This window comes from Halomonas mongoliensis, assembly GCF_052496345.1.
The window spans coordinates 1,020,063-1,042,368 of the sequence record NZ_CP199288.1; the positions used below are offsets into that span (position 1 = coordinate 1,020,063).

At 68.1% G+C, this 22,306-nt stretch carries 24 protein-coding genes; 10 read left to right on the forward strand and 14 right to left on the reverse strand.

What is annotated here, in order from left to right:
- The first annotated feature begins 221 nt into the window (after positions 1-221).
- From pqqC to gfa, 4 genes are all read left to right on the forward strand, one after another.
- A complete protein-coding gene (gene pqqC, locus ACRYRV_RS04655; RefSeq protein ID WP_444985785.1) occupies positions 222-995 on the forward strand; it encodes a pyrroloquinoline-quinone synthase PqqC in 774 nt (257 codons plus the stop codon).
- On the forward strand, positions 995-1,282 hold the full coding sequence (pqqD, locus tag ACRYRV_RS04660; protein ID WP_309636089.1) for a pyrroloquinoline quinone biosynthesis peptide chaperone PqqD: 288 nt from the start codon (positions 995-997) through the stop codon (positions 1,280-1,282). Before pqqC ends, pqqD begins: the two co-directional genes overlap by 1 nt.
- Complete coding sequence (gene pqqE / locus ACRYRV_RS04665; protein ID WP_309636088.1) at positions 1,275-2,429, forward strand: pyrroloquinoline quinone biosynthesis protein PqqE; 1,155 nt, start codon at positions 1,275-1,277, stop codon at positions 2,427-2,429. The genes pqqD and pqqE overlap by 8 nt, the downstream gene beginning before the upstream one ends.
- A 226-nt stretch (positions 2,430-2,655) precedes the next feature.
- Complete coding sequence (gene gfa, locus ACRYRV_RS04670) at positions 2,656-3,387, forward strand: S-(hydroxymethyl)glutathione synthase (RefSeq protein WP_444985784.1); 732 nt, start codon at positions 2,656-2,658, stop codon at positions 3,385-3,387.
- 88 nt (positions 3,388-3,475) lie between these two features.
- On the opposite strand, the gene ACRYRV_RS04675 is transcribed toward gfa, so the two are convergent.
- From ACRYRV_RS04675 to ACRYRV_RS04695, 5 genes are all read right to left on the reverse strand, one after another.
- Positions 3,476-4,465, reverse strand: coding sequence for a branched-chain amino acid ABC transporter permease (locus ACRYRV_RS04675; RefSeq protein WP_253448755.1), 990 nt, complete (start codon positions 4,463-4,465; stop codon positions 3,476-3,478).
- A gap of 2 nt (positions 4,466-4,467) precedes the next feature.
- Positions 4,468-5,355, reverse strand: a complete 888-nt coding sequence (locus tag ACRYRV_RS04680; protein WP_253448753.1) for a branched-chain amino acid ABC transporter permease — start codon at positions 5,353-5,355, stop codon at positions 4,468-4,470.
- A gap of 57 nt (positions 5,356-5,412) precedes the next feature.
- On the reverse strand, positions 5,413-6,633 hold the full coding sequence (locus tag ACRYRV_RS04685) for an ABC transporter substrate-binding protein (protein WP_253448752.1): 1,221 nt from the start codon (positions 6,631-6,633) through the stop codon (positions 5,413-5,415).
- Positions 6,634-6,728: 95 nt separating this feature from the next.
- Positions 6,729-7,421 carry an ABC transporter ATP-binding protein gene (locus tag ACRYRV_RS04690; RefSeq protein WP_253451963.1) on the reverse strand — a complete coding sequence of 231 codons (693 nt, stop codon included), beginning with the start codon at positions 7,419-7,421 and terminating at the stop codon, positions 6,729-6,731.
- Positions 7,422-7,483: 62 nt separating this feature from the next.
- A complete protein-coding gene (locus ACRYRV_RS04695; RefSeq protein WP_309636084.1) occupies positions 7,484-8,257 on the reverse strand; it encodes an ABC transporter ATP-binding protein in 774 nt (257 codons plus the stop codon).
- 349 nt (positions 8,258-8,606) lie between these two features.
- On the opposite strand from ACRYRV_RS04695, the gene ACRYRV_RS04700 reads away from it, so the two are divergent.
- Positions 8,607-9,263 carry a hypothetical protein gene (locus tag ACRYRV_RS04700; protein ID WP_444985783.1) on the forward strand — a complete coding sequence of 219 codons (657 nt, stop codon included), beginning with the start codon at positions 8,607-8,609 and terminating at the stop codon, positions 9,261-9,263.
- 194 nt (positions 9,264-9,457) lie between these two features.
- Positions 9,458-11,029, forward strand: a complete 1,572-nt coding sequence (locus tag ACRYRV_RS04705) for an AbgT family transporter (protein ID WP_444985782.1) — start codon at positions 9,458-9,460, stop codon at positions 11,027-11,029.
- Positions 11,030-11,176: 147 nt separating this feature from the next.
- Here ACRYRV_RS04705 and rpoD read toward each other — a convergent pair whose 3' ends face one another.
- Positions 11,177-13,027, reverse strand: a complete 1,851-nt coding sequence (rpoD, locus tag ACRYRV_RS04710; RefSeq protein WP_309636082.1) for an RNA polymerase sigma factor RpoD — start codon at positions 13,025-13,027, stop codon at positions 11,177-11,179.
- Between the two features lie 25 nt (positions 13,028-13,052).
- On the opposite strand from rpoD, the gene ACRYRV_RS04715 reads away from it, so the two are divergent.
- Positions 13,053-13,250 carry a hypothetical protein gene (locus tag ACRYRV_RS04715; protein ID WP_309636081.1) on the forward strand — a complete coding sequence of 66 codons (198 nt, stop codon included), beginning with the start codon at positions 13,053-13,055 and terminating at the stop codon, positions 13,248-13,250.
- Positions 13,251-13,281: 31 nt separating this feature from the next.
- Here ACRYRV_RS04715 and dnaG read toward each other — a convergent pair whose 3' ends face one another.
- Positions 13,282-15,129, reverse strand: a complete 1,848-nt coding sequence (dnaG, locus tag ACRYRV_RS04720; protein ID WP_309636080.1) for a DNA primase — start codon at positions 15,127-15,129, stop codon at positions 13,282-13,284.
- Positions 15,130-15,287: 158 nt separating this feature from the next.
- Positions 15,288-15,503, reverse strand: a complete 216-nt coding sequence (gene rpsU / locus ACRYRV_RS04725) for a 30S ribosomal protein S21 (RefSeq protein WP_253449498.1) — start codon at positions 15,501-15,503, stop codon at positions 15,288-15,290.
- 260 nt (positions 15,504-15,763) lie between these two features.
- Here rpsU and tsaD point away from each other — a divergent pair, with 260 nt between their 5' ends.
- On the forward strand, positions 15,764-16,801 hold the full coding sequence (tsaD, locus tag ACRYRV_RS04730; protein ID WP_444985781.1) for a tRNA (adenosine(37)-N6)-threonylcarbamoyltransferase complex transferase subunit TsaD: 1,038 nt from the start codon (positions 15,764-15,766) through the stop codon (positions 16,799-16,801).
- Positions 16,802-17,030: 229 nt separating this feature from the next.
- Here the strand turns inward: tsaD and plsY are convergent, their stop codons facing one another.
- Positions 17,031-17,633: a glycerol-3-phosphate 1-O-acyltransferase PlsY gene (plsY, locus tag ACRYRV_RS04735; RefSeq protein WP_444985780.1), complete on the reverse strand. Its 603-nt coding sequence runs from the start codon at positions 17,631-17,633 to the stop codon at positions 17,031-17,033.
- Positions 17,634-17,793: 160 nt separating this feature from the next.
- Here plsY and folB point away from each other — a divergent pair, with 160 nt between their 5' ends.
- Together folB and folK are read left to right on the forward strand one after the other, a co-directional pair.
- A complete protein-coding gene (folB, locus tag ACRYRV_RS04740) occupies positions 17,794-18,159 on the forward strand; it encodes a dihydroneopterin aldolase (protein ID WP_309636077.1) in 366 nt (121 codons plus the stop codon).
- Complete coding sequence (gene folK, locus ACRYRV_RS04745) at positions 18,159-18,677, forward strand: 2-amino-4-hydroxy-6-hydroxymethyldihydropteridine diphosphokinase (RefSeq protein ID WP_444985779.1); 519 nt, start codon at positions 18,159-18,161, stop codon at positions 18,675-18,677. The genes folB and folK overlap by 1 nt, the downstream gene beginning before the upstream one ends.
- 8 nt (positions 18,678-18,685) lie before the next feature.
- Here folK and ACRYRV_RS04750 read toward each other — a convergent pair whose 3' ends face one another.
- The 5 genes from ACRYRV_RS04750 to rsmA are packed head-to-tail and all read right to left on the reverse strand — an operon-like array spanning position 18,686 to position 22,296.
- Positions 18,686-19,834, reverse strand: a complete 1,149-nt coding sequence (locus tag ACRYRV_RS04750; RefSeq protein ID WP_444985778.1) for a polynucleotide adenylyltransferase — start codon at positions 19,832-19,834, stop codon at positions 18,686-18,688.
- A gap of 1 nt (position 19,835) precedes the next feature.
- On the reverse strand, positions 19,836-20,156 hold the full coding sequence (gene glpE / locus ACRYRV_RS04755) for a thiosulfate sulfurtransferase GlpE (RefSeq protein ID WP_299311002.1): 321 nt from the start codon (positions 20,154-20,156) through the stop codon (positions 19,836-19,838).
- Between the two features lie 59 nt (positions 20,157-20,215).
- Positions 20,216-21,049 (reverse strand): symmetrical bis(5'-nucleosyl)-tetraphosphatase, encoded by an 834-nt coding sequence (locus ACRYRV_RS04760; protein ID WP_444985777.1) that lies wholly within the window; start codon positions 21,047-21,049, stop codon positions 20,216-20,218.
- Positions 21,050-21,082: 33 nt separating this feature from the next.
- Positions 21,083-21,481, reverse strand: a complete 399-nt coding sequence (gene apaG / locus ACRYRV_RS04765; RefSeq protein ID WP_253449474.1) for a Co2+/Mg2+ efflux protein ApaG — start codon at positions 21,479-21,481, stop codon at positions 21,083-21,085.
- Positions 21,478-22,296, reverse strand: coding sequence for a 16S rRNA (adenine(1518)-N(6)/adenine(1519)-N(6))-dimethyltransferase RsmA (rsmA, locus tag ACRYRV_RS04770; RefSeq protein WP_253449471.1), 819 nt, complete (start codon positions 22,294-22,296; stop codon positions 21,478-21,480). Before rsmA ends, apaG begins: the two co-directional genes overlap by 4 nt.
- Between the last annotated feature and the right edge of the window lie 10 nt (positions 22,297-22,306).

Genomic DNA, 22,306 nt, shown 5'->3' on the forward strand with positions numbered 1-22,306 from the left:
CCGGGTGCGTCAGCCTTTTTCTTTCCCCCTGCGCCAGCAGGCTGATCCGGCCCGGGGAGACTGACATGCAGGTATTGGTGCTTGGCGCCGCGGCGAGAGGCGGCTTCCCGCTCCAGGTGGCCTACGACGGCATGCGCCTGGAGGTGTGAACCCCTCGGCACGTCCCACCGTCTCACGCAGAAGGGGCCTGACCCGGTCGGGCCCAGCAGGAGGAGTCCCGCATGACTCGCATCGCGTCGACGACAGCGCAGAGAGAAGCCCTGAGCCCCTCTGCCTTCCGCGAGGCCCTGATGGCCAAGGGCGCCTACTACCATATCCACCACCCCTACCAGGTCGACATGGCCGAGGGGCGCGCCAGCCCGGAACAGCTGCGAGGCTGGGTCGCCAACCGCTTCTACTACCAGATCACTATCCCCCAGAAGGATGCCGCCCTGCTGGCCAACTGCCCCGACGCCGCCTTTCGGCGGCGCTGGATCCAGCGCCTGCTCGACCATGACGGCCATGACGCCGACGGCGGCGGCATCGAGGCCTGGCTGACCCTGGGCGAGGCGGTGGGCCTCTCCCGCGACGAGCTCTGGTCCCAGGAGCATGTCCTGCCGGGGGTCCGCTTCGCGGTGGATGCCTACGTCAACTTCGTGCGCCGCGCGGACTGGCGCGAGGCGGCGATCTCGTCGCTCACCGAGCTGTTCGCACCGGAGGCCCACCGCAGCCGCCTGGCGACCTGGCCGACCCACTATCCCTGGATCGACACGGCCGGCTATGGCTACTTCCGCAAGCGGCTGACCGAGGCGCGACGGGACGTCGAACACGGGCTCGAGGTGGCCCTGGCGGTCTGCACCACCCGGGCGACCCAGGAGCGAGCCCTGGAGATCCTGCAGTTCAAGCTCGACGTGCTGTGGTCGATGCTCGACGCCATGACCCTGGCCTACCAGCTCGGCCGGCCGCCCTACCACACCGTCACCGACCAGCGGGTCTACCATCGGGGGGTGTCGTGATGGCGACCATGATCCGAGCCACCAGTGTCTGCCGCCTGCGTCCGGGCTGGCGCCTGCAGTGGGAAGAGGCCCAGCAGCGCCATGTGCTGCTCTATCCCGAGGGCATGGTGCAGCTCAACGACACCGCCGGTGCCATCCTCGGCGAACTCGACGGCCAGCGCGACGTGGAGGCCGTGATCCAGCGGCTCGAGGCGCGTTACCCCCAGGCGCCGGCAGGGGCCATCGCCCTGGACGTCCAGGCGTTCCTCGTCGAGGCCTCGCAACAGGGCTGGATCCAGCATGACTGACCGCACCGACACCGCCACCATCAATGCCCACAGCGGCGCACCGCTCTGGCTGCTGGCCGAGCTCACCTACCGCTGCCCCCTGCAGTGCGCCTACTGCTCCAACCCCCTGGATTTCGCCGGCGTCAGGGAGGAGCTGACCACCGCGGAGTGGCTCGACCTCCTGGCCCAGGCCCGCGAGATGGGCGCCGTGCAGCTGGGCTTCTCCGGTGGCGAGCCCCTGGTGCGCCAGGACCTCGAGCAGCTGGTGGCCGAGGCGCGCCGGCTGGGCTTCTACACCAACCTGATCACCTCGGCCCAGGGCCTCGACGAGGCCCGCATCGCCGCCCTGCGCGAGGCCGGCCTCGATCATATCCAGATCAGCCTGCAGGCCTCCGACCCCGACGTGGCCGCGGCGGTGGCGGGCTCCGCGAAGGCGCATGCCAGGAAGCTGGCCATGGCCCGGGCGGTCAAGGCCGCCGGCTATCCCATGGTGCTCAACGTGGTGCTGCACCGCCACAACATCGACCAGCTCGATGCCATCATTGCCCTGTGCGACGAGCTCGGCGCCGACGCCGTGGAGCTGGCCAACTGCCAGCTCTACGGCTGGGCCCACCTCAACCGGGCAGGACTGCTGCCGAGCCGCGAGCAGCTCGAGGCCGCGGAGGCGACCACCGGCCGCTGGCGGACACGCCTCGCCGAGCGGGGACGCGCCATGGACCTGCTGTTCGTGGTGCCCGACTACTACAACGACCGGCCCAAGGCGTGCATGGGCGGCTGGGGCTCGATCTTCATGACCGTGGCCCCGGATGGTGCCGTGCTGCCGTGCCACAGCGCCCGGCTGCTGCCGATGACCTTTCCCAGCGTCCGCGACCGGCCGCTGCGCGAGATCTGGTACGACAGCGAGGCCTTCAATCGCTATCGCGGCGATGCCTGGATGCAGGAGCCCTGTCGCAGCTGTGACGAGCGCCATCGCGACGTCGGCGGCTGCCGCTGCCAGGCCTACCTGCTGACCGGCGACCCCGATGCCACCGACCCGGTCTGCTCGCTCTCCCCGAACCACCACCTGATCGAGGCGGCCCGCCGCGAGGCAGAAGACGGCGCCGCCGGCACGGTCGGGGCACTGACGCCGCGCAACGTTCACGAGTCGCGGATCTTCTGCCGCTCATGAACGAGGCGGTCGCGGCCGGCGGTCCCGAGGAGGCCCTGCTGGAGGCCGGGCCTCCCCGCCGCTGGTGGTACCACACGCAATCCACTTAACCGTTGCCTGACGGGAACGCACTAGTGTCGCTGGAGCATAATCTCCCCTCGCCGCGCCACCTAGACTGACAGCAGTGCACGCCCCAGTTCCCTGGAGCCAATGCGATAACAACAATGGCCACGCGAGGTGAACGACCATGTTGACACGACTGAGCCTGAACGAAGAGCGCAAGCCCATGGGCCTGATGGATACCCTGAAACGCTGGTTCGGGGGCCAGAGCGCCCCTGCCACCGCAACCAGCCAGCACAGGGGCACCCCGGCGGCGCCATCCGTTGCGGCGAGCACCCAGGCAACCCCGAACAGCAGCGTCCCAATTCACCCCGCGGTGGATGGCGGTCTGAAGGCCGGCAGCGAGAGCTTCAGCGGCGGTACCCTGCACTGCCACTGCGCCAGCAACCGCGTCGAGGTCAGCGTCGAGTCCCAGTGCGCCCACAACCACGTATGCGGCTGCACCAAGTGCTGGAAGCCCGAAGGCGCTCTCTTCTCCATGGTGGCCGTGGTGCCCCGTGACAGCCTCAGCGTCACGGGTCACGAGGAGAAGCTGGAGATCGTCGACCCCTCGGCCGCCATCCAGCGCCACGCCTGCAAGGAGTGCGGGGTTCACATGTTCGGCCGCATCGAGAATACCGGCCACCCCTTCCACGGCCTCGACTTCATCCATACCGAGCTCTCCGACGACGATGGCTGGGCCGCGCCGGAGTTCGCGGCCTTCGTGTCGTCGATCATCGAGTCCGGCGCCAATCCGGACAACATGGGCAAGGTACGCGACAGGCTGAAGGCGCTGAAACTGGAGCCCTATGACTGCCTCTCGCCGCCCCTGATGGATGCCATCGCCATCCATACGGCCAAGTCCAAGGGCATCCTCTAGCTCCGGCCAGAAGCGAGCCCGCCCTGACAACAGGAAGGCGCCCCGTGGGGCGCCTTCGCTGGCGTGGCTGTCGATACCGCGAGTCCGCCTACTTGAAGTTCTTGCGGTAGGACTTGAGGATCTCGCCGACGATGCCGCTGCGGAAGCTCAGCACGCAGATCACGAAGATCACCCCGAGGATCGGTCCCACCCAGTTGCCCAGGGGCGACTGGGCCAGCATGTGCTGCAGGCTGACCACGATGCCGGCGCCGACCACCGGGCCGAACAGGGTACCCACCCCGCCGAGCAGGGTCATCAGGATCACCTCGCCGGACATGTGCCAGTGGGCATCGGTCAGGGAAGCGAGCTGGAAGACCACCGTCTTGGTGGAGCCGGCCAGGCCGGCGAGGCCCGCGGAGAGGACGAAGGCCACCAGCTTGTAGGCGTCGACGTTGTAGCCCAGCGAGATCGCCCGCGGCTCGTTCTCGCGAATCGCCTTGAGCACCTGGCCATAGGGCGAGTGCACCGCACGCTGGATCAGAGCGAAGCCGAACAGGAAGATGGCGAACACGAAGTAGTACATCGCCAGGTTGCTGCGCAGGCTGATGATGCCGAACAGCTCGCCCCGCGGCACCCCGTGCAGGCCGTCCTCACCGCCGGTGAAGGGCGACTGGACGTAGACGAAGAACACCAGCTGGGCCAGCGCCAGGGTCACCATGGCGAAGTAGATGCCCTGGCGACGGATCGACAGGGCACCGAACACCGCCCCCAGGGCCACGGCGACCAGGGTGCCTGCGATGATGCCAAGCTCCGGGGTCAGCCCCGGGTAGCTGGCCAGCAGGTAGCCGGTGATATAGCCGCCGGTGGCCAGGAAGGCGGCATGCCCGAAGGAGAGCAGCCCCGCATAGCCGAGCAGCAGGTTGAAGGCGCAGGCGAAGAGCGCGAAGCAGAGCACCTTCATCAGGAACACCGGGTAGGCGACGAAGGGCGCCACCAGGCCGATGCCGATCAGCACCAGGTAGAAAACGTTGCGGCGCATATCGGCGCGCCGCTGGCGCTTCATGGAGGGGGTCAGCGTCTGAGTCTGGGTCGCGGACATGGTCATGCCTCCTTGCCGAACAGGCCGGCGGGTCGCAGCAGCAGCACCAGGATCATCACCAGGAAGATCACGGTGTTGGCCGCCTCGGGGTAGTACACCTTGGTCAGGCCCTCGATCAGCCCCATGCCGAGGCCAGTGAGCACGGCGCCGAGGATCGAGCCCATGCCGCCGATCACCACTACCGCGAAGACCACGATCAAGAGGTTCGAGCCCATGGTGGGCGACACCGGGTAGAGCGGTGCGGCCAGCACCCCGGCGAAGGCGGCCAGGGCCACGCCGAAGCCATAGGTGAGGGTGATCAGGAGCGGCACGTTGACGCCGAAGGCCTGCATCAGCGCCGGGTTCTCGGTGCCGGCGCGCAGATAGGCGCCGAGGCGCGTGCGCTCGATCATGTACCAGGTGAAGAGGCAGACCGCGATGGCCGCCACCAGCACGAAGGCGCGGTACTTGGGCAGGAACATGAAGCCGGTCTGGAAGCCGCCCTGCAGCAGCTCGGGGGTCGGGTAGCGAGCGCCCGAGACGCCGAAGAAGTTGACCAGGGTCCCCTCGAAGATCAGCGCCAGGCCGAAGGTCAGCAGCAGGCCGTAGAGGTGGTCCAGATGGGCGATGCGGCGCAGCATGGTGCGCTCGAGCAGCATGCCGAACAGGCCGACGATCAGCGGCGCCAGCAGCAACGCCGTCCAGTAGTTGATGCCCAGGTAGCGCATGCCCAGCAGGGTGGCGAAGGCCCCCAGCATGTACATGGCGCCGTGGGCGAAGTTGACGATCTTCAGCAGGCCGAAGATCACCGCGAGGCCCAGGCTGAGCAGGGCGTAGAAGGCACCGTTGATCAGGCCGAGCAGGAGCTGGCCGAGGAACACCGCCAGCGGCACCCCGAATATCATCGTCATGTCAGGAATCTCCCGTCAGAGGGGGCGGCGGCTCGCGCCGCCGCCGGTCTGCTCGCTTCAGTTCTGCACCAGCTTGCACTGGCTCTCGGAGAGCGGACGGTACGCCTCCTCGGCGGGGATGGTGGAGAGGATCTCGTAGAGGTCCCACTCGTGCTCGGACTCGGCCGGCGACTTCACCTGGGCCAGGTACATGTCATGGACCATGCGGCCGTCCTCGCGCAGGCGACCGTTACGGGCGAAGAAGTCGTTGATCTCCTGCCCCATCATGTACTCGCGCACGGTGGCCGGGTCATCGCTGCCGGTGGCCTCGACGGCCTGCAGGTAGTGCATGGTGCTGGAGTAGATGCCGGCCTGGACCATGGTCGGCATGCGACCCACGCGCTCGTAGTAGCGCTCGGACCACTCCCGGGACTCGTCGTCCATGTTCCAGTACCAGCCGGTGGTCAACAGCAGCCCCTGGGTATCCTCGAGGCCCATGGCGTAGACGTCGTTGAGGAAGACCAGCAGACCGGCGAGCTGCTGGCCAGCCTGGACCACGCCGAACTGGCTGGCGGTCATGATGGAGTTGACGGTATCGGAGCCGGCGTTGGCCAGGCCGATGATCTTGGCACCGGAGCCCTGGGCCTGGAGGATGTAGGAAGAGAAGTCGTCGGTGGGGAAGGGATGGCGCACGCCCCCAATGATCTCGCCGCCGGCTTCCTCGACCACGCGGGTCACATCGCCTTCCAGGGCGTGGCCGAAGGCGTAGTCGGCGGTAAGCATGAACCAGCTGTCACCGCCCTGCTCCACCACCGCGCGAGCGGTGCCGTTGGCCAGCGGGTAGGTGTCATAGACCCAGTGGATATGATTCGGGGTGCAGTGCTCGTTGGTGATGCTCGAGGCGGCGGAGGCGGAGACGATGCCGAAGCTGTTGTTCTCCTCCAGCACGCGGGTCACGGCGATGGTCACCGAGGAGGCCACCAGGCCCGCCACCATGTCGACATTGCGGGTGTCGATCCATTCGCGCACGGTGCTGGCGCCCACGTCGGCGCTGTTGCGATCGTCGGCGCTGAACACCTGGATCGGTGCGCCGTTGACGTTGCCCCCGAAGTCCTCGACGGCCATGCGCAGCGCCTCGAGGCCGCCGGGGCCGGCCAGATCGCGGTAGGTGCCGGACATGTCGGCCAGGTAGCCGATGCGCACCTCGCCGTCGCTGATCTCGGCCTGGGCGGTGGTGGCCATGGCGGCGGTGGCGGCCAGGGCGACGGCGGCGGTAAGGCTCTTCTTGATGAAGGTCATGTGATTCTCCTCTGCCCCGAGGCGGGGCTCTTGTTGTTGTTACGACAGTTGTTGCATTTGTTTTTGCCGCGGCGAGGAGCAGCGGCGGCGCCGACTCATACGCCCAGCAGGGTATGCAGGTGCTCGCGCCGGCTCGGCAGCTCCGCCGCCGAGATCTCCTCGACGATCATCCCGTGATCCATCACGAAGTGGCGGTCGGCCAAGGGGGCGGCAAAGCGGAAGTTCTGCTCCACCAGCACGATGGTCATGCCGCGCTCCTTGAGCTTGACCAGCACCTCGCCCAGCTTCTGGACGATGACCGGCGCCAGCCCCTCGGTGATCTCGTCGAGCAGCAGCAGCCGCGCCCCGGTGCGCAGGATCCGCGCCATGGCCAGCATCTGCTGCTCGCCCCCGGAGAGCCGGGTGCCCTGGCTGCGGCGCCGCTCGTAGAGGTTGGGAAACATCTCGTAGATCTCGTCGATCGACATTCCGCCGGAGCGCACCGTGGGCGGCAGCAGCAGGTTCTCCTCGACGTCGAGGCTGGCGAAGATGCCGCGCTCCTCGGGGCAGTAGCCAATGCCCAGGCGGGGGATGCGGTGGGCCTTCATGCCCAGGGTCTCGTTACCGTTGATCATGATCGAGCCGGTGCGCCGGCCGACCATGTTCATGATCGACTTGAGGGTGGTGCTGCGCCCGGCGCCGTTGCGCCCGAGCAGGGTCACGAGCTCGCCGCGCTTCACATTGAAATCGACGCCGTGGAGGATATGGGACTCGCCGTAGAAGGCGTGCAGGTCGCTGACCCGGAGCATCTCGGCGCCATCGTTGTCCTGGTACTGGAGCGCCGGGTCCTGCACCGCTTGGGCTGCCTGATTCATGCCGTGGCCTCCTCTTCCGCCGCTTCGCTGCCCATGTAGGCCTCCTTGACCCGCGGGTCGGCGGAGACGGTGGCGTAGTCGCCCTCGGCCAGCACCGCGCCGCGGGCCAGCACGGTGATGCGGTCGCACAGCCGGCTCACCACGCTGAGGTTGTGCTCCACCATCAGCACGGTGCGCCCGCGGGCCACGCGGCGGATCAGCTCGACGATGCGATCGACGTCCTCGGCGCCCATGCCCTGGGTCGGCTCGTCGAGCAGCATCATGGTGGGGTCCATGGCCAGGGTGGTGGCCACTTCCAGGGCGCGCTTGCGGCCGTAGGGCATCTCCACGGTGAGCACGTCGGCATAGTCGCGCAGGCCAACCTCCTCGAGCAGCTCGATGGCGCGGTCGTTGAGGTGGTCGAGGGTGCGCTCGGACTTCCAGAAGTGGAAGGAGGTTCCCATGGGACGCTGCAGCGCCACGCGCACGTTCTCCATGGCGGTCATGTGGCCGAACACCGCGGAGATCTGGAAGGAGCGCACCAGGCCCATCCGCGCAATCTCGTTGGCCTTCATGCCGGTGATCGGCTGGCCGCGATAGAGGATCTCGCCGCGAGTGGGCGGCAGGAACTTGGTGAGCAGGTTGAAGACGGTGGTCTTGCCGGCCCCGTTGGGGCCGATCAGGGCATGGATATGCCCCTCCTGGACCTGCAGATTGACATCGTCCACGGCGGTGAAGCCGCGAAACTCCTTGGTCAACCCGCGAGTCTCCAGAATGAAGTCCTGGGTCATGTGACGTCCTCTCTGGATCGCAGAAGCGATCCGCCGTTATTGCTGTTGTCGTTGTTGTGCGCCGTTGTCGTTGTTATGGCCATCTCGGCAGCGGACTGGCCGATGCGTCTCCGCGTTCGGCACTTTACGTTAACGTAAGCTAGAGGAGTCGAGACGTCACGGCAATAGCCTGTTGGGCATGACTCGACCAATGGCGTAGTTCCAGGCTTTTCAATAGCTTGAAAACAAACCGTCCAGCTGATACAGAGCCTTGAAAAGAAAGAAGTTTACCCGACCATGGGCAACATGAGACCTAGGTAGTAGAATACATGCAATCATGAATGTCTCGATCCGGAAGCCCCTACACGCCATGTCTCAGCTCCCCCCTCCCGGCCAGCCCTGGCCGATCGGCTTTACCGCTACCTGCCTGCGCGCCACCCTCTATATCCTGCTGATCGCAGGGCTTGCCCAGGGCGCCTACATCGAGGCGCTGCACTTCCCCGAGGTGCGCTTCTCGGAGTACGGCTTCACCGAGCTCGCCCAGAGCGCGGTGCTGCTCACGGCGTCGCTGCTGCTGCTCTATACCCGCCAGGTGCTGAAGGTGCTGCCCACCGTCACCCTGCTGATGTTCGCCTTCACCTTCAGCTCCTTTATCCGGGAGCAGGACTACTTCCTGGATACTCGGGTGGCCTACCATACCTGGAAGGTGCTGGTGGCCCTGGTGATAGTGCCGATCCTCTTCTGGGTGATCCGCGAGCGCAAACGCTTCGTCGAGGAGTTCGCCAGCTACGCCAACAGCTTCTCCTTCGGCCTCTTTGCCGCAGGGGTGCTCACTACCTACGTCTTCTCGCGCCTCTACGGCCGCCAGGACTTCTGGATGGCGGTCATGGAGGAGCACTATGTGCGCACCTTCAAGGACGCCGCCGAAGAGGTGGTGGAGCTGCTCGGCTATGCGCTGATCCTGATCGCGGTCATCGAGCTGACCCTGCTCGCCCGGCGCTGGGCCCTGGCCCGCCGCAAGGCCTGAATCACCCGCTACTCCGCTAGCCCGCCACCCGCTACTTCACCACGCCGAGCGGCCTCCTCAGGGAGATCGCTCTGCGTGAGGTCACGGGTAAGAGAGATTGAGTTTGCAGACGCCGACACTTCGAAGTAATGTCGCGCGCCATGCCTTCAAGGCAAAAAATACCACTACAAACTCACTCCTAAAGAGAAACAACCATGTCCAGCTCCCGTATGCGGGGAGAGCACATCAGACGCGGTGCCTTCACCCGCTTCCTCGACACCGTGGAGTGGCTCGGTAACCTGCTGCCCCACCCCGTCACCCTCTTTGCCATGCTCTGCGTCATCGTGGTGGTGGCCAGCGGCATCGCCGGCGCCCTCGGCGTTTCGGTCGCCGATCCCCGTCCCGCCAACGAGGGCGAGTGGATCGCCGTCAACTCCCTGATGAACGCCGATGGTCTGCGGCGACTGGTTACCGAGATGGTGACCAACTTCACCGGTTTCGCACCGCTTGGCACCGTGCTGGTGGCCATGCTCGGGGTCGGGGTAGCCGAGCACTCCGGCCTGCTCTCGGCCAGCATGCGAGCCCTGGTGCTGAACCGCTCCCCGCGGATCGTCACCTATGCGGTGGTGTTTGCCGGCATCATGTCCAACATGGCCGCCGAACTCGGCTATGTGGTGCTGATTCCGCTGGCGGCGATGATCTTCCACTCCCTGGGCCGCCACCCCCTGGCGGGGCTGGCCGCTTCTTTCTGCGGGGTGTCAGGCGGCTATAGCGCCAACCTGCTGATCGGCACCGTGGACCCGCTGCTATCCGGCATTACCCAGGAAGCGGCTCGGCTTCTCGACCCGGCCTATACGGTCGGCGCCGAGGCCAACTGGTTCTTCATGATCGTCAGCACCTTCGCCGTGACCCTGATCGGCGGCCTGGTGACCGAGCGTATCGTCGAACCCAAGCTGGGCCGCTTCGATGCCGCCTATGCCGAGGCGGATATCGACAGCCAGCAGATGGCTACCCTCTCGGCGACGGAGAAACGGGCGCTCAAGGGCACCGGCCTGGCGACCCTCGCCCTGGTGGCCGGCCTGGCCCTGCTAGTGGTCCCGGAGTGGGGCGTGCTGCGCCACCCTGAGACCGGCCTGATCAGCGGGTCGCCCTTCCTGAGCGGCATCGTGGTGATCGTGGCGATCTCCTTCACGCTCCTCGGCTTTGTCTATGGCCGCCTGGCCGGCACCATGCGCGGCGACCGCGACGTGGTCGACGCCATGGCCAGGAGCATGAGCAGCCTCGGGCTCTATATCGTGCTGGTCTTCTTCGCCGCCCAGTTCGTGGCACTGTTCAACTGGAGCAATTTCGGGACCGTGATCGCCGTGGCCGGCGCCGACCTGATGCAGTCCCTGGGGCTCAAGGGGCCTGCGCTCTTCGCTCTCTTCATCCTGCTGTGCGCCTTCGTCAACCTCTCCCTGGGCAGCGCCTCGGCCCAGTGGGCGGTGACCGCGCCGATCTTCGTGCCCATGCTGATGCTAATGGGCTATGCGCCGGAGGTGATCCAGGCCGCCTACCGGATCGGCGACTCGGTGACCAACCTGATCACGCCGATGATGAGCTACTTCGGCCTGATCATGGCGGTGGCAGCACGCTACCGGAAGGACCTGGGCATCGGCACTCTTGTCGCCCTGATGCTGCCCTATACCCTGATCATGCTGCTGGGCTGGAGCCTGCTCTTCTTCGTCTGGGTGTTTGTTCTCGGCCTGCCGGTGGGCCCTGGCTCTGCCACCCACTACGTGCTGTAGAGCACCCCAACGGGGCAACGCGTTCGGCCCCGGCCGGACGCCGCATGCCACCGGGTGACCCAGACAGCGAAAGCCCCCGCCGGCAGTTCATGCCGACGGGGGCTTCGTCGTATCAGGCCAGCCGGAGGCTGACCGTGCGGTGGGCGGCTACTCGTCGAGGAAGGAGCGCAGCGGCTCGGAGCGGCTGGGATGACGCAGCTTGCGCAGCGCCTTGGCCTCGATCTGACGGATCCGCTCGCGGGTGACATCGAACTGCTTGCCGACCTCCTCGAGGGTGTGGTCGGTGTTCATGTCGATGCCGAAGCGCATGCGCAGCACCTTGGCTTCCCGGGCGGTGAGCCCACCCAGCACGTTGCGGGTCGCCTCGATCAGCCCCTCGCCGGTGGCGGAGTCGATGGGCAGGATCATGGTCCCGTCCTCGATGAAGTCGCCCAGGTGCGAGTCGTCGTCGTCACCGATGGGCGTCTCCATGGAGATCGGCTCCTTGGCGATCTTGAGCACCTTGCGCACCTTGTCTTCCGGCATCTCGAGACGCTCACCCAGCTCCTCGGGGGTAGGCTCGCGGCCCATCTCCTGAAGCATCTGCCGGGAGACCCGGTTGAGCTTGTTGATGGTCTCGATCATGTGCACCGGAATACGGATGGTGCGCGCCTGGTCGGCAATGGAGCGGGTGATCGCCTGACGAATCCACCAGGTGGCGTAGGTGGAGAACTTGTAGCCGCGGCGATACTCGAACTTGTCCACCGCCTTCATCAGGCCGATGTTGCCCTCCTGGATCAGGTCCAGGAACTGCAGGCCGCGGTTGGTGTACTTCTTGGCGATGGAGATCACCAGGCGCAGGTTGGCCTCCACCATCTCCTTCTTGGCGCGGCGCGCCTTGGCCTCACCGATGGAGAGGCGACGGTTGACCTCCTTGATCTCGGTCACCGGCAGACAGACCATCTCCTCCTCGAAGGCGATCTTGCGCTGGGCGCGCTGTATATCGGCGCGCAGCGGCTCGAGGCGATCGGCATACTTGGGATGCTCGCCGGCGAAGCGGTCCAGCCACTGGGGGTCGGACTCGCTGCCCGGGAAGGCCTTGATAAAGGTCTTGCGGGGGATGCGCGCCTTCTTGACGCAAAGCTGCATCACCGCCTTCTCCTGGGCGCGCACCTGCTCGACGCTGATCCGCACCTGGTTGACCAGGCGCTCGAAGTGCTTGGGCACCAGCTTGATCGGCGAGAAGAGCTCGGCCAGACGCGCCAGCTCCTCCTGGGCCTCCTTCGAGCCGCGGCCGTGGGCGGCGATGGCGGCATGGGCGGCGGCGTTCTGCTCGCGGATCTGCTCGAAGCGGGCGCGGGCCTCTTCCGGGTCCGGGCCACCCTCGTTGCTGGTGGAGTCGTCCTCCTCCTCGTCGTCGGAGCCGTCGCCGTCCTCGTCGACGTCATCGCTGACCTCGGGCTCGGGCGGCTCCGCCTCGGCCACGCCGGGGATGCCTTCATCGGGGTCGATAAAGCCGGAAAAGAGGTCGGAGAGGCGGCCGGGGGCCTCCTCGTCCTGGGTGGTATCATAGGCGTCGAGGATCGACTCCACCGCACCGGGCAGGTAGGCCAGGGCGGACATCACCTCCCGGGTGCCCTCCTCGATGCGCTTGGCGATCTCGATCTCGCCCTCGCGGGTCAGCAGCTCCACCGTGCCCATCTCGCGCATGTACATGCGCACCGGGTCGGTGGTACGGCCCACGTCGCTCTCCACCGCGGCCAGGGCCGCCACGGCCTCCTCGGCGGCAGACTCGTCGGTGGAGTGATCCGACATCATCAGGGTGTCTTCATCGGGGGCTTCCTCAACGACGCTGATACCCATGTCGTTGATCATGCCGATGATGTCTTCCACCTGATCGGGGTCGGCGATATCCTCGGGAAGGTGGTCGTTGACCTCGGCATAGGTCAGGTAGCCCTGTTCCTTGCCGCGCGCGATCAACTCCTTCAGACGTGACTGCTGCTGCGCATTTCCAGCCATAGAAACCCTATCTCGACGAAGAAGAATGAAGCACCTGAAGCGCTGGGTGGAGAAAAGTCGTGAAGCCGAACAGTATAGCGGCAGAAAGCACCTTCCTGCCAGTTCGATCTATTTGCGCGGTCATTCAGGTGTGTTAGGTTGTCTGGTTACGCCGGTGCCAAGCGCCCTCTCCTATGTGGGGATGGTAGGAGAAAAATCAACCCTGGCGCCAGCTAATCGTTAGAAAGCAGGCGAATGCCCTATTGACCTTACGGTCAGCGATGCAGTTCGGTCAGCAGCACCATCAGGCGCTGCTTCTCCTCCCTGGAGAGCCGCTCCCCCGCCTTCTCCCTGGCCAGCAGCGTATCGATCTCTTCCTGAGGCGAGCGCCGCTCCCGGTGCCGAAGAAAGTGCGACACCAGCCCCTCCAGTTCGGCGCCCCGCGCCGGCCTCGGGATCAGCAGCTCGCGCCGCGCCAGCGCCGCCAGCCGCTCTCCCTCCGGCGTGCCGTGGAAGTGCGCCAGCAGCACCTGGGCGCTGCGGTAGCGCCCGGCACGCAGCAGGCGGATCACCTCGCGACACAGGCGCCCGTCGGGATCCTCCTCCGGGCACCAGTCGTCTGCCTCCGGCAGCTGGGCCACCAGCTCGGGCTCATGCACCAGCAGCTGCAGCGCCCGAGCCGCCAGGCTCAGGGAGCCGCTGCGGCGTGCCGGGGGCGCACGCTCGCCGAGCGGCGGCGCCTCCGGCATCTCGCCCGCCGCCTCCCCCATCGGCGCTGATTCCCCCGGCCCCGCAGCCGGCTCGGGAGCCGCCTGACGGGAGCGCGCCAGCAGGGTGGCAAAGCTCGACGCCTCGACCCCGGTACGCCGCGAGAGCTCGCTGAGCATCAGCGACTTCAGCACCCCCTCCGGCAGCCTCGCCAGCGCCGCCAGCACCTGACTGGCGTAGCGTTCGCGATCCTCGATCCTGGCCAGGTCGCGCCCCGCCGCCGCCTGGTCGAAGAGAAACTCCGACAGCGGGCTGGCGCAGGTGATGCGATCCTGGAAGGCCTCGGCCCCCTCGCGGCGCACCAGGGTATCCGGGTCCTCCCCCTCGGGCAGGAACAGGAAGCGCGCCTGGCGCCCGTCGATCATCAGCGGCAGCACCGTCTCCAGGGCCCGAGCCGCCGCCTGGCGGCCGGCGCGGTCGCCGTCGAAGCAGAACACCACTTCGCTGACCATGCGAAACAGCCGGGTCAGGTGCTCCTCGCTGGTGGAGGTGCCCAGGGTCGCCACGGCGTTGCGAATGCCGAACTGAGCCAGGGCCACCACGTCCATGTAGCCCTCGACGATCACCACCCGCTCCAGCCGATGGTCCGCCTGGCGCGCCTCATAGAGGCCGTAGAGCTCGCGTCCCTTGTGGAACACCGGCGTCTCCGGCGAGTTGAGGTACTTGGGCTTGGCATCGCCCAGCACCCGGCCGCCGAAGCCGATGGTGCGCCCCTTGATATCGCGGATCGGGAACATCACCCGATCCCGGAAGCGGTCGTAGGTGCGTCCGCTCTCCTCCCGGTGCACCAGCAGGCCATACTCCACCTGCACCGCCTCAGCGACGCCGCGTTCGGAGAGGTGCCGCTTGAGGGCCTCCCAGCCGTCCGGCGCATAGCCGACCCCGAAGGTCTGCTGTACCTCCGGCGAGAGCCCGCGGCGTTCGAGGTACTCCCGAGCTCCCTGGCCTTCCGGCATCTTCAGCCGCTCGCGAAAGAAGCTCGCCGAGAGCTCCAGCAGGTTGACGCCCTCCTTGCGCTTGCGCTCACGGGCCTGGGCCCGGGGATCGTCGGCGCCCTCGCGAGGCACCTCCAGCCCCAGCCGGCCGGCGAGCTGCTCCACCGCCTCGGGGAAGCGCAGCTTGTCGTACTCCATCAGGAAGCGCAGGGCGTTACCGTGGGCACCGCAGCCGAAGCAGTGGTAGAACTGCTTGTCGGCGCTGACGGTAAACGACGGCGTCTTCTCCTGATGAAAGGGGCAGAGCCCGGAGTAGTTGCGGCCCGCCTTCTTGAGCTTGACGCGCTCGCCCACCACCTCGACCACGTCGACGCGGGCCAGCAGGTCATCGATAAAGCGCTGGGGAATCTGTCCTGCCATGGGGTCGGATCACCTCGACGACTGGCGATGCGATCGCGGCGGGTCGCCGGCACCAGTGGGCCAACGCCCCGGAAAAAACAAGCGGCCACCGGATGGCGGCCGCTTGGCGTCCTCCTGAGACCGCCCGGGCCCGGGGCCCTGGCTGCCTCCAGTACGGATCAGTAGAGCCGTTCGAAGCGCTTGCGCTCACGCTGGAGCTTCTTGGCGTGACGCTTGACGGCGGCCGCCGACTTGCGCTTGCGCTCTGCGGTCGGCTTCTCGTAGTACTCGCGACGACGCACTTCGGAGAGAACACCGGCTTTTTCGCAGGAACGCTTGAAACGACGCAGTGCGACGTCAAACGGCTCGTTATCACGTACTTTAACAGAAGGCATTAAGCACTCACCTACCTTAGGTAACTAGAGTTCGGTTAGTACGCACACCCCTGTGGGTGGCAGTGATCGCGACAGCAGCTGTTCCGGAGCGCGTAAGCGAGCCGGAGGGCAGCGTGTCGGTCGCGGGGAGTCGCCACCTGGGTGCACGACCCAGTCTTGCAGCGCACGGTAGTCTAGTCGTCAGCCCCAGCCTTTGCAAATGCTTTCCCCCTTCAAACCGCGTAGAATGCCGGCCTGTTCCGCACAACCGAGCCAACACCATGCGCGTACTGGGCATCGAGACCTCCTGCGACGAGACCGGCGTCGCCCTCTTCGACACCGAGCGCGGCCTCGTGGCCGATGCGCTCTACAGCCAGGTCGCCATGCACGCCGAATATGGCGGCGTGGTACCGGAGCTGGCCTCCCGTGATCACACCCGCCGCCTGCTGCCGTTGATCCAGCAGGTGCTCGACGAGGCGGGGCTCTCCCGCAGCGAGCTGGACGCCATCGCCTACACCGCGGGGCCCGGCCTGGTGGGTGCTCTGATGGTAGGCGCTGCCACCGCCCACGGCATGGCCCGGGCGCTGGGCATCCCGGTGCTCGGCGTTCATCACATGGAGGGCCACCTGCTGGCGCCCATGCTGGAGGATGAGCGCCCCGAGTTCCCCTTCGTGGCGCTGCTGGTCTCGGGCGGCCACACCCAGCTGGTGGAGGTACGCGGCCTGGGGCGCTATACGCTGCTCGGCGAATCCGTGGATGACGCCGCCGGCGAGGCCTTCGACAAGGCGGCCAAGATGCTCGGCCTGGACTACCCGGGCGGCCCCCAGGTAGCGCGACTGGCCGAGCAGGGCGACCCCGGACGCTTCCGCTTCCCGCGGCCGATGACCGACCGCCCGGGGCTCGACTTCAGCTTTTCGGGCCTCAAGACCCACACCCTCACCGCCATCCGCCAGCTCGAGGCGTCAGGCGGGCTCGACAACCAGGCCCGCGCCGACGTGGCCCGCGCCTTCGAGGAGGCGGTGGTGGATACCCTGGTGATCAAGTGCCGCCGCGCCCTGGACCAGACCGGGCTCAAGCGCCTGGTGATGGCCGGCGGGGTCAGCGCCAACGCGCGCCTGCGCGAGCGACTGGAGCACGAGTGCGAGAAGCGCCGCGCCCGGTCCTACTACCCCAGGGGCCGCTTCTGCACCGACAACGGCGCCATGATCGCTTATGTGGGTGCCCAGCGGCTGCTGGCGGGCGAGCGCGACGAGCAGGGCGTGATGAAGGCGGTACCGCGCTGGCCGATGGATACCCTGGAGGCTCCTGCCGGAAGCTGAACGGCACTGAGGGCGGCAAGGCGGAAGGCCGGGTAACGAAGCGACGCGATATATACCCGGGAACGCTGGCAACGAGCGCCGCCGCGCACGTCAATCGACAGGGATGTCGAGTGAGGGGCACCCGTGAGGGATTATGTTGTGCCCCGACGTGCAAGCGGCAAGCGAAGTGGCAGGGTTTCGTTCCCGGGATCGCGAGTCTCGTTACCCGGCCGGCGAGTACCTTGCCCGGCTAGAGCCCCGGCTCATCGCCGCGCCCCAGGCGCTGGATATTGAGCAGGTGGCGCAGCAGCACCAGCAGGGTAAAGGCGATCACCACGACCACATAGTCAGGCGCCAGCCACAGGCTGGTCAGGGGCGCGGCAGCGGCGCTGACCAGCGACGCCACCGCCGCGGTGCGCACCCGCCAGGCGAGCAGCGCCCAGAGGGCGGCGCACACCAGGGCTACCCCCGGCGTCAGCACCAGCATCACCCCGAAGGCGCTGGCCACCGCCTTGCCGCCCCGGAAGCGGTGCCAGAGCGGATAGCTGTGGCCCAGCAGCACCGCCAGACCCACCACGCCCTGGGCCCAGGGAGGCAGCCCCAGCAGGATCGCCAGCAGCAGGACCGGCACGCCCTTGGCGGCATCCACCAGCAGGGTGGCCAGGGCCAGCCGGGGGCCATGCACCCTGAGCACGTTGGAGAAACCGGGATTGAAGGAGCCCGCCAGGCGCGGATCCTCCACGCCGGCCAGGCGGCAGACGCTCAGCGCGCCCAGCCAGCTGCCGCTGAGATAGCCCAGCGCCACCAGCGGCGGCAGCAGGGCCGGCAGAGGCAGGACAAGTGGCGCCTCCATGGCGGACCTCCCGAGACTCGAACAGCTGCCATTCTGCCAGGCGAACCCCGGCGCGCCCAGCGCCGGCGGTGTTCCCCGAAGGCCGCCTCGCGTACAATCCGGCCACGCCTGCCGGACCATTCCCACCCGGCCTCACTCTCTCTAGCGTGGAACCCTCACCATGGATCTCGTGCTGATCGAGTCCCTCGGCGTCGACACCGTGATCGGCGTCTACGACTGGGAGCGCACCATCACCCAGCGCCTGGTGCTCGACCTGGCGCTGGCCACGGATATTCGCCCGGCGGCGGCCGACGACGATATCGCCCTGACCCTGGACTACGCCGCCATCAGCGAGCGTATCCAGGACTTCGCCGCTGAGCACGACTTCGCCCTGGTGGAGACCTTCGCCGAGCGGCTGGCCGAGACCCTGCGCCAGGAGTTCGGCATTCCCTGGCTGCGCCTTGCCGTGCGCAAACCCGGCGCAGTGGCCGCCGCCGCCGCGGTGGGGGTGCAGATCGAGCGTGGACAGCGCCCGGAGGCGAGCTGATGACCCTGGTGACGGTGAGCATCGGCAGCAATATCGAGCGCGACCGCCATGTGCGCACCTGCCTGGATGCCCTGGCGGCCACCTTCGAGTCGCTGGCGATATCGCGGGTGTTCGAGAGCGAGCCGGTGGGCTTCGAGGATGGGCGCAATTTCTACAATCTGGTGGCCGCCTTCGAGAGCGACTGGTCGGTGGGCGAACTGCAGGCCTGGTGCAAGCGGCTGGAGTTCGCCAATGGCAGGCGCCCTGACAGCCCCAAGTTCAGCCCCCGTACCCTGGATATCGACCTGCTTACCGTGGGCGAGCTCACCGGCGAGCATGACGGGGTGGCGCTGCCCAGGGGCGAGATCTGCCACCACGCCTTCGTGCTCCAGCCCCTGGCCGAGCTGCTCCCCGAAACGCGCCACCCCGAAAGCGGCGCGACCTATGCCGCTCTCTGGGCCGACTTCGACCCCGGCAGCCAGCGCCTCTGGGCGGTACCCTTCGCGTGGGCGGGGCGCAAGATCTCCCACCCCGACTGAGGCGCACCTCAGCTCCCGCCCAGGGCCGCCTCGATCGCCTCCTGGCGGCGGCGCGCCAGCGCTTCGCCCAGCTCACGCCCCTGATAGCCCTCCTCCACCAGCGCCCTGGGCAGCACCTGGGCGGCCAGCCGCCAGGCCAGCGCCAGGGTCTCGGCCAGCGCCGGCGCCTCCAGGCTGATCAGGCTGAGCAGCGGCGCCACCCGTTCGCCGCGCCGCCAGGCATCGATGGCGTCCAGCCAGGCCAGCACCGCCTCCCCGTCGAGCCCCTCCCGGGCGGCCCGGGCGCAGAGGGTACGGGTCAGTGCCGCCTGGCGGGCCAGGGCCGCATGGGCCCGGGGCAGACGCAGCCGCTCGGCCAGCCGCCCGCGGGCCCCGTCATCCAGGTGCTCCACCAGCCGCGCCCAGCGCCAGCGCACCAGCGCCTCGTCGTCGAGCTCCTCGGGCAAGCGGTGCAGCCGCCCCAGAGCGTCGTCCAGGGCCTCCTCGTCGGCGGCGAGCTCCGGCATCAGTACCGCCAGGGCACCGCAGCCGGCCAGGGTCTGGAAGTAGACCTCGGGCCAGGGCTCGCCGAGGGCCTTCTCGGTCTCGACCCAGACCCGCTCGGCCACCAGGTGGGCGATCTCCCCGCTCTCCACCAGGCGACGCATCAGGCTTTGCGTCTCCTCGGCAATGGTGAAGCCAAGGCCGGCATAGCGGGCCAGGAAGCGTGCGGTGCGCAGCACCCGCAGCGGGTCCTCCACGAAGGCCGGCGAGACGTGACGCAGCACCCGGGCCTCCAGGTCGGCCAGGCCACCGTGGGGGTCGACCAGCTCCCCCTCGGGGCTCTCGGCCATGGCGTTGATGGTCAGGTCCCGACGAGCGAGATCCTCCTCTAGGGTCACCTCGGGGCTGGCGTGGACCACGAAGCCGGTGTAGCCGTGGCCGGCCTTGCGCTCGGTGCGCGCCAGGGCATACTCCTCGTGGGTCTCGGGATGCAGGAAGACCGGGAAGTCGCGCCCCACCGGCCTGAAGCCGCGGCGGCGCATCGCCTCCGGGGTGGCGCCCACCACCACCCAGTCATGGTCGTAGACCGGCCAGCCCAGGCGGGCGTCGCGCACCGCGCCGCCCACGCAGTAGACCTCGAGGCCCTCCACGGCAGGATCCCGCGGGGCACCCACCTCAGGCCTCCACGCGGTCGGGGTGACGCAGCTGCCACTCGGTGAAGCCGCCGTCGAGGCTGTAGACCTCGCCGAGGCCCTGACCGGCAAGCCAGGCCGCCGCCTGCTGGCTGGAGTGGCCGTGATAGCAGACCACCACCACCGGGCGCTCCGCCGGAGTCTCGTCGAGAAAGGCGCCGACGCTGTCGTTGTCCAGGCGGCGGCTGCCGGGAATGGCCCCCTGGGCGAAGCTCATGGGGTCCCGGATATCCACCAGGGCGAGGGGGCGGCCGGCATCGAGCCAGGCCGTCAGGGTCGCGATATCGAGGTGCTGGAAGCTCATGGGCAAATCTCGTCGTCGGAGAAGGGGAAGGTCGTCGTCGGGGATGAGGAAAGCGGCGCCTAGGGGCGCTGGCGGCTGGGAACGCTGACGCGCTCGCCGCTCTCGAGGTTCAGGGCGGTCAGGCTGCCGCCCCAGACGCAGCCGGTATCCAGGGCCCGGGCGTCGACCCGGCTGTGGGGCGTCGCGCCCTGCAGGGCCGCCCAGTGGCCGAACAGCAGCCGGGCATCGTCGCCGCGGGGGTACTGGAACCAGGGGGCGAAGCCCGGCGGGGCACTGTCGAGCCCCTCCTTGGCGGCGAAGTCGAGCCTTCCCTCGGCGTCGATGAAGCGCATGCGGGTGAGGACGTTGACGACGGCGCGCAGCCGGTCGATGCCCTCGAGGTCGTCGCGCCAGAGCGCCGGGGCGTTGCCGTACATGCGCTCGAGGAAGGCCCCGGCGCCCTCGCCGCCCAGCACCTCCTGCACCTCGCCGGCCAGGCGGCGGGCCTGGGGCAGCGACCACTGGGGCAGCAGGCCGGCATGGGTCATCACCGTCGCCGCCCCAGGGGAGTCGTCCCGGGTCTCGGCCACCAGCAGGGGGCGCGACTGCAGCCAGTCCAGCAGCGCCTCGCGGTCCGGGGCGGCGAGGATGGCGTCCAGGGTGTCCTTGCGATTGAGCCCGGCGCCGCCCCGGGCCACCGCCAGCAGGTGCAGGTCATGGTTGCCGAGCACTACCCGTGCCGCCTCCCCCAGCGCCATCGCCTCGCGCAGGCAGGCAAGCGACTCCGGCCCGCGGTTGACCAGGTCCCCGGCCAGCCAGAGCCGGTCGCGGCGCGGGTCGAAGGCAAGGGTCTCGAGCAGCTCGACGAACTCGGCGTGGCAGCCCTGGAGGTCACCGACGGCATAGGTGGTCATATGGCGCTCCCAGCAAGGGGTGAAGCAGTGGATTCAGTGTACCTGGTTGGGGCCGGCCAGGCGGAAGGGGGCGATGGCCACCTCGAAGGGGCGCTGGGAGGCGGTATCCACGCAGGTGTAGTCCCCCTCCATCACCCCGACCGGGCCGTCGAGAATGGCGCGGCTGGTGTAGCGGAAGCGCTGGCCGGGGCCGATCACCGGCTGCTGGCCCACCACCCCCTTGCCGCGTACCTCCTGCACCTTGCCGCTGCCCTGGGTGATCTTCCAGTGGCGGGCCATCAGCTGGATGCTGTGGGGCGAGGCGTTGTGCACCGTGATGGTATAGCTGAACACGAAGCGCCCTTCCCCCGGGGCGGACTCCTCGTCACGGAACTCGGGCTCCACCTCGACGCGGACCTGGTCCGGCAGGGCCTCGGGCAGCCGCTGGCTCATGGGGTTTCCCCCTCGCCGACGGCGGCTAGGTGGTTGGCGATGCGCACGAACTCCTCGACCGAGAGGGTCTGGGGGCGCCGCGCCGGGTCGATGCCCAGCGCCTCCAGGGCCTCGGCCTCGATACGCCCCTTGAGGTTGTTGCGCAGGGTCTTGCGGCGCTGGCCGAAGGCCTCGCGCACCAGGGTGAAGAGCAGCGCCTCGTCGGCGGCCGGGTGGGGCAGCTCGGCATGGGGCGTCAGGCGCACGATGGCGGAATCCACCTTGGGCCGCGGCACGAAGGCCTCCGGCGGCACCACGAAGAGCGACTCCACCCGGCAGCGGTACTGGGCCATGACCGAGAGGCGCCCCCAGTCGGGGCCGCCCGGCTCGGCGGCCAGGCGCTCCACCACCTCCTTCTGCAGCATGAAGTGCATGTCGGCGATGGCATCGCCGGCCTGGAGCAGGTGGGCGATCAGCGGCGTGGAGATGTTGTAGGGCAGGTTGCCCACCACCCGCAGCGGCTCCCCTTCGCCGCGCAGGGCGTGGAAGTCGAACTTGAGGGCGTCGCCCTCGTGGATCACGAAGTCGGGGTAGTTGAAGAACTGCACCCGCAGCCCGGGAATCAGGTCGCGGTCGAGCTCGATCACCTCGAGGCGTCCCTCGGCGGCCTCCAGCAGCGGCTCGGTGAGCGCGCCCTGGCCGGGGCCGATCTCCACGATCCGCTCGCCGGGACGCGGCCCAATGGCGCGCACGATGCGCGAGATGATGCCGCGATCGCGCAGGAAGTTCTGGCCGAAGCGCTTGCGAGCCCGATGTACCGGGGGGCGAGATGCCATTCAGGGGTGT